The 4,702-nt window shown below is 59.6% G+C and carries 4 protein-coding genes; 1 reads left to right on the plus strand and 3 read right to left on the minus strand.

Translation table 11 applies throughout. The annotated features are described in order from the left end of the window. Positions 1–327: 327 nt before the first annotated feature. Positions 328–534, minus strand: coding sequence for a hypothetical protein (locus ACYZGB_RS22605; protein WP_462391218.1), 207 nt, complete (start codon positions 532–534; stop codon positions 328–330). A 22-nt stretch (positions 535–556) separates the two neighbouring features. On the opposite strand from ACYZGB_RS22605, the gene ACYZGB_RS22610 reads away from it, so the two are divergent. Next, positions 557–952, plus strand: a complete 396-nt coding sequence (locus ACYZGB_RS22610; protein WP_462391219.1) for a hypothetical protein — start codon at positions 557–559, stop codon at positions 950–952. Here the strand turns inward: ACYZGB_RS22610 and ACYZGB_RS22615 are convergent. Further along, positions 907–1,290 (minus strand): hypothetical protein, encoded by a 384-nt coding sequence (locus ACYZGB_RS22615; RefSeq protein ID WP_462391221.1) that lies wholly within the window; start codon positions 1,288–1,290, stop codon positions 907–909. The two genes, ACYZGB_RS22610 and ACYZGB_RS22615, sit on opposite strands and share 46 nt — an antisense overlap. Beyond that, positions 1,290–4,514: a transglutaminase-like domain-containing protein gene (locus ACYZGB_RS22620; RefSeq protein WP_462391223.1), complete on the minus strand. Its 3,225-nt coding sequence runs from the start codon at positions 4,512–4,514 to the stop codon at positions 1,290–1,292. The genes ACYZGB_RS22615 and ACYZGB_RS22620 overlap by 1 nt, the downstream gene beginning before the upstream one ends. Positions 4,515–4,702 lie beyond the last annotated feature (188 nt).

A 4,702-nucleotide genomic window follows, 5' to 3' on the forward strand; every position in this document is an offset into this window, starting at 1 on the left:
GCAGCGCTGGTGACCTGATCCGCGTGCAGCTGATTGCCACGCCTGGCGCTGCCGAGCAGATCCTGGGGAGTGTGGACTTCACTGTGGACCCGTAGGCAACACCACAACCTGCCAACGCAACGGAACCCAGCAGCGAAGACGCAGCTCTGGGAATCTATTTCTGCAAGCTCTCTTGCAGCAAAATGCCCCGCCCCCACGCGCCCCTGGGCAGTTTGCGCAAAGCCTGCGATGCCGTTACTGGATGGCTGCGTAGTGAGGGTCGTGAGGCGAGGTTGAAGGATTAGATTGAATTCAGCACGCGACACTGGGGTGGTCGCGGTTGATCCTTTATGTGATTGTGTAAATCCGCTGCCCCTGGGCCGCTGCAATCCCCAAGGCCTTGACTGCGCTGATGCCTTGCGGGCAATCCGGCAAGCCTGGCGTGGGGTTGGTATTTCCTTGCAGGTTGCATTTCTGCGGGTCATTGAAGAACCGCTCGGGCACCGCATGCTCCAGCGCGCTCATGTACTGGCCCCGCAGCCGGTTGTAGGCCACCTACTTCTTCTCGTCGTTGTCCTTGGCCCAGGTGACGTTGCGCACATGGGGTGTCCATGTTCACCCAGGGGAACTTGACCTGTCGAACCACGCCCCATCTGAAGATGTAGTCAGCCACGGCATGGAACAGGCCGAAGCGGAGGCCGGGGTTTTCAATGACGTTGGCCTGGTTCTGGCTCAAGCGGTTGTGGCTTTCTGCCGCCGCGAACCAGCTCCAGATAGTGGCAGTGATCAGGTGGCCGGAGATTTGCTCGCCCGTGAGGTTCTGCAGGTTGTTGGCCTGCAGCTGGGTTTTGGTGTTCTCCAGCTTGGTCTTGAGGGTTTCAAGCTGCTTGGCGCTGATGCCAGTGGCAGTGAATTGCTCACAATGAACTATCGATACACATTAAAAATGAAATACCCAGCCACAAGCCAATAAAAAACAACAACGAAAAAACTACTAAGGAAGAGATTTTTTTCAAGATCAAAAAAAGGCAAGTCAAGCAACATTTGCCGATTTCTCTCATGTGCAAATAGTCGCATGTATTTCCCAGAGAAAATTAACAAAAGAGCCATTGCAAGTAACGCAATCACTCTTGGGAAGATACCATCAACAGAGTGGAGCAGAATTATCACCGGCGCTGCAATAGTCAATATACCTCTCAGCGAAAAACGGACAAAAAGCCCCATTTTCCCTCTTTCTATATTAAAAAATAAATAATCGCCAGCAAAGAGAAGAAAAATCGCAACCAAAATTTCCGCAAACACCATCGACATCAGAAAAACCACCCTGAAAAGAAAAATATTCCGAAATTCATAATGGAAAATGGCAAGACGTTTGTTATCGGCCCGAATGTAATTAATGAATTATAAAACACCAGTGTAACACCCGACAAAAGGATTGACGCCAGTCCTTTTAGTGCGGTAAAGGCAACCAAGTTATTGAACTGAGTTTCATTTTGAATTTCACCTAGTCCTTTAATGAGATTGAAGTAGCTAAGAATTGCTCCACCAATTGCTAAAATTGCACCGATCGGCCCTATCATTCCCGCAACCAAGAGCGACCCAGCAAAATAGGCGGCGATAACCAAAAGGGCGATTGCGAAGACAACCAAAAGAAATCCACCATTACCCCCGCCCTCAATGGTGTAGGCCCCGGCCCCCGTACTTGGGTCTATGGCTGTATACCCCGCCCCCGTCCACCCACTCTCCGTAATCGGGCTCTGGTGGATCGTCACCTCATACCCCGCATCCAGCGACTGCTGCACCCGGTTCTGCGTGTCCCAGCTGTGCGCTGACAGCGCCGTATTCACAATGCCCGGGTTGTCGTTGTAGACCTTCTGCGTGATCGTGTAAATCCGCTGCCCCTGGGCCGCTGCAATCCCCAAGGCCTTGACTGCGCTGATGCCTTGCGGGCAATCCGGCAAGCCTGGCGTGGGGTTGGTATTTCCTTGCAGGTTGCATTTCTGCGGGTCATTGAAGAACCGCTCGGGCACCGCATGCTCCAGCGCGCTCATGTACTGGCCCCGCAGCCGGTTGTAGGCCACCCACTTCTTCTCGTCGTTGTCCTTGGCCCAGGTGATGTTGCGCACATGGCCGATGTCCATGTTCACCCCAGGGAACTTGACCTGCCGCACCACGCCCCAGCTGTAGATGGGGTCGGCCACGGCGTGGAACAGGCCGTAGCTGAGGCCGGGGTTTTCCACGATGCCTGCCTGGTTCTGGCTCAGACGGTTGTGGCTCTCCGCTGCAGCGAACCAGCTCCAGATGGTGGCGGTGAGAAGGTCGCCGGAGATTTGTTCACCCGTGAGGTTCTGCACGTTATTGGCTTGCAGCTGGGTTTTGGTGTTCTCCAGCCTTGTCTTCAAGGTATCGAGCTGTTTGCCGCTGATGCCACCTGCGCTGATGCCGATGGCGGTGGCTTGCCCTGCGGTGTGGCTGGCGTCAGGGGTCAAATCCCATTGCGTGGGGTTGTGCAGCTGGGTGAAACCGCCCTGCCCTTGCAGGTCGGTGCCCATGGTGACGGCCGTGCTGCTTTGGGCCACCACCTGACCATCCAGCGTGATCGTAGGTTTGAGGCGGATCAGGTAGCCCGGCAGGCTGGTGGGCAGTTGGTCAGGTCGGATGGGACTGCCGTCGGCATTGGGCTTGGGCAGGTAGCTTGCGATGAGGTCGGTGGTGGCCTGGTCGGCGGGAGCGTAGCTCAGAGTCAGGCGTTTGCCCACGAGTTGGCTGGTGGGGGCGGTGTAGCTCAGTAGCTCGTTGCCCCAGCTGTCGCTCAAGGTGTAGCTGAACTGGTGCTGCAGGCTGGCGGGCACTGCGCTGGCCTGTTGTCCGAGTTGGACGATGGCCAGCGGGGTCACGCCTGCCAGCACGCTGTGCACGGTCTGGGGAAGGATCTTCTTGCCGATGACATCGCCCACGGTGGCGTTGGGCTTTTGGGTGTCGATGTAGGTCTTGAGCCTGTTCTGGTAGCTGGTGAGCTGGCTTTGAATGGCGGCCTGATTGAGGTTTTGTACCCAGCCTTCTTGTTCGTTGACCGTGGCTCCGCTTTGGGCGGCGCTCAGCAGGGCTTGTGCGTCCAGGGGCACAGCGGTCTGCAGGTCCATGCCGCTGGCGTAACTGTATTGCTTGACGCTTGCGTCCAGGGCCACCCAGGCATTCAAGGGGCCATTGGGGTTGGGGTGCTGGGTAGGCGAGCCGTTCTGAGCGCCACGGCTGGGGGCCCAGTTGACGTAGGCCTGGACCCAGGCGTGTTCGAAGCGGATGTTCTGGATGGCGCCGCTTTGGGTGACGCCCCGGGCTGCAATGCCACCCTGGTTCATGATCTGCAGCGCCGCTTGGGGGTTGCCCGCGTTGCCGACCCAGTTCATGGCCTGGGCGGCGGTCATGTCCACGGTGCCGAACTGGTAGCGGGCGGGGATGCCTGCGGCGCGCAGCAGGGCAATCTGCAGGCCGGCAATGTCCACGGCGTTGCCGCGTTGTTTGTCCAGCGTGTCTTGCGCGCTCTGGATAGCGCCCCAGGTGGGGGTCCATTCGATGGTGTTGCGCACCCAGTTGTGGATGGCCACGGGGTTGTTGCCCAGCTCCTGGGCTTTGGCGCGGATGGCGGCAGTGAGGCTGACTTCCGGGGTTTCCGCGAGGTCGGCGGCAGTGGGCGCCTGGCCGGGCTCGGGCGGGACGTTGAACTGGATACCCCCCGCACCTCCTCCCGCCTGGGCCAGTTTCACCTCCTGGCCCTTGTGCAGGTTCTGCAGCCAGCCCACCTTGGTTTCTGCGGGGGGGCGCTGGTTGGGGGTGGGGTTGCTCCAGGGCAGCTTGGCCGGGTTCACCGGGGTGCTGACGCGCACGGCGGGGTAGCGCTCGAAGTAGGCATCCAGCGCAGCCAGGGTGGTGGCACCGGGTGCCTGGCGCCATTGGCGGATCAGGCCGCGCAGTTCATTGGCCCGTTTGTCCAGCTCGGCCTGTGCCTGGTCGTGGCGGGCGAGGATCTCGGGGCTGACCTGCTGGGTCTGGAGTTGCCCGCGCAGCGCAGCAAAGTCGGCCAGCACGGCGTCGGTGTCGGCGTCGATGGATGTGAGCAGTTCACTGATCTGGGCCTGGTCTGCCTGGTTGGCCTGTTCAGGACTTGCCGCTGCCTTGGAAGCCTGTGCGCTGCCGGTGCTTCGCGCCTTGTTGAAGGCCACCGGGCGTTCGGTGCGGGCCTTGATGCCCTTGAGCAGTTCGTGCACGCGGCTGAGGTTGCGGCTGGTGCGCTGGCTGGCGATGGCCCCTGCAGGCTGGGCGGCAAGGGCTTGCTCAACTTTTGCCTGCTCGATGCGCTGCTGCCATTGGGCCAGGCGTTGCATCTGGGCCTGTGCGGAGGGGGATGTGTTGCCTCCCCCATCCTGGGCCAGTGCGCTCAGCGGCTGGATCGCCAAGAGCAGTTGGGCTGCGATCACGACGCCAGACACAGGGCGCAGTACGGGCCGCCATGCGTGCCGGGTGTTCAATGCTTCCATCTTTTACTCTCCCTCTCAACTTTGTTCTGTGCCCTGCGTTGCTCACAGGGGCTTGGATATAGGTTCCGTTGCGTTGGCAGGTTGTGGTGTTGCCTACGGGTCCACAGTGAAGTCCACACTCCCCAGGATCTGCTCGGCAGCGCCAGGCGTGGCAATCAGCTGCACGCGGATCAGGTCACCAGCGCTGC

The organism is Acidovorax sp. Q11 (assembly GCF_054950075.1).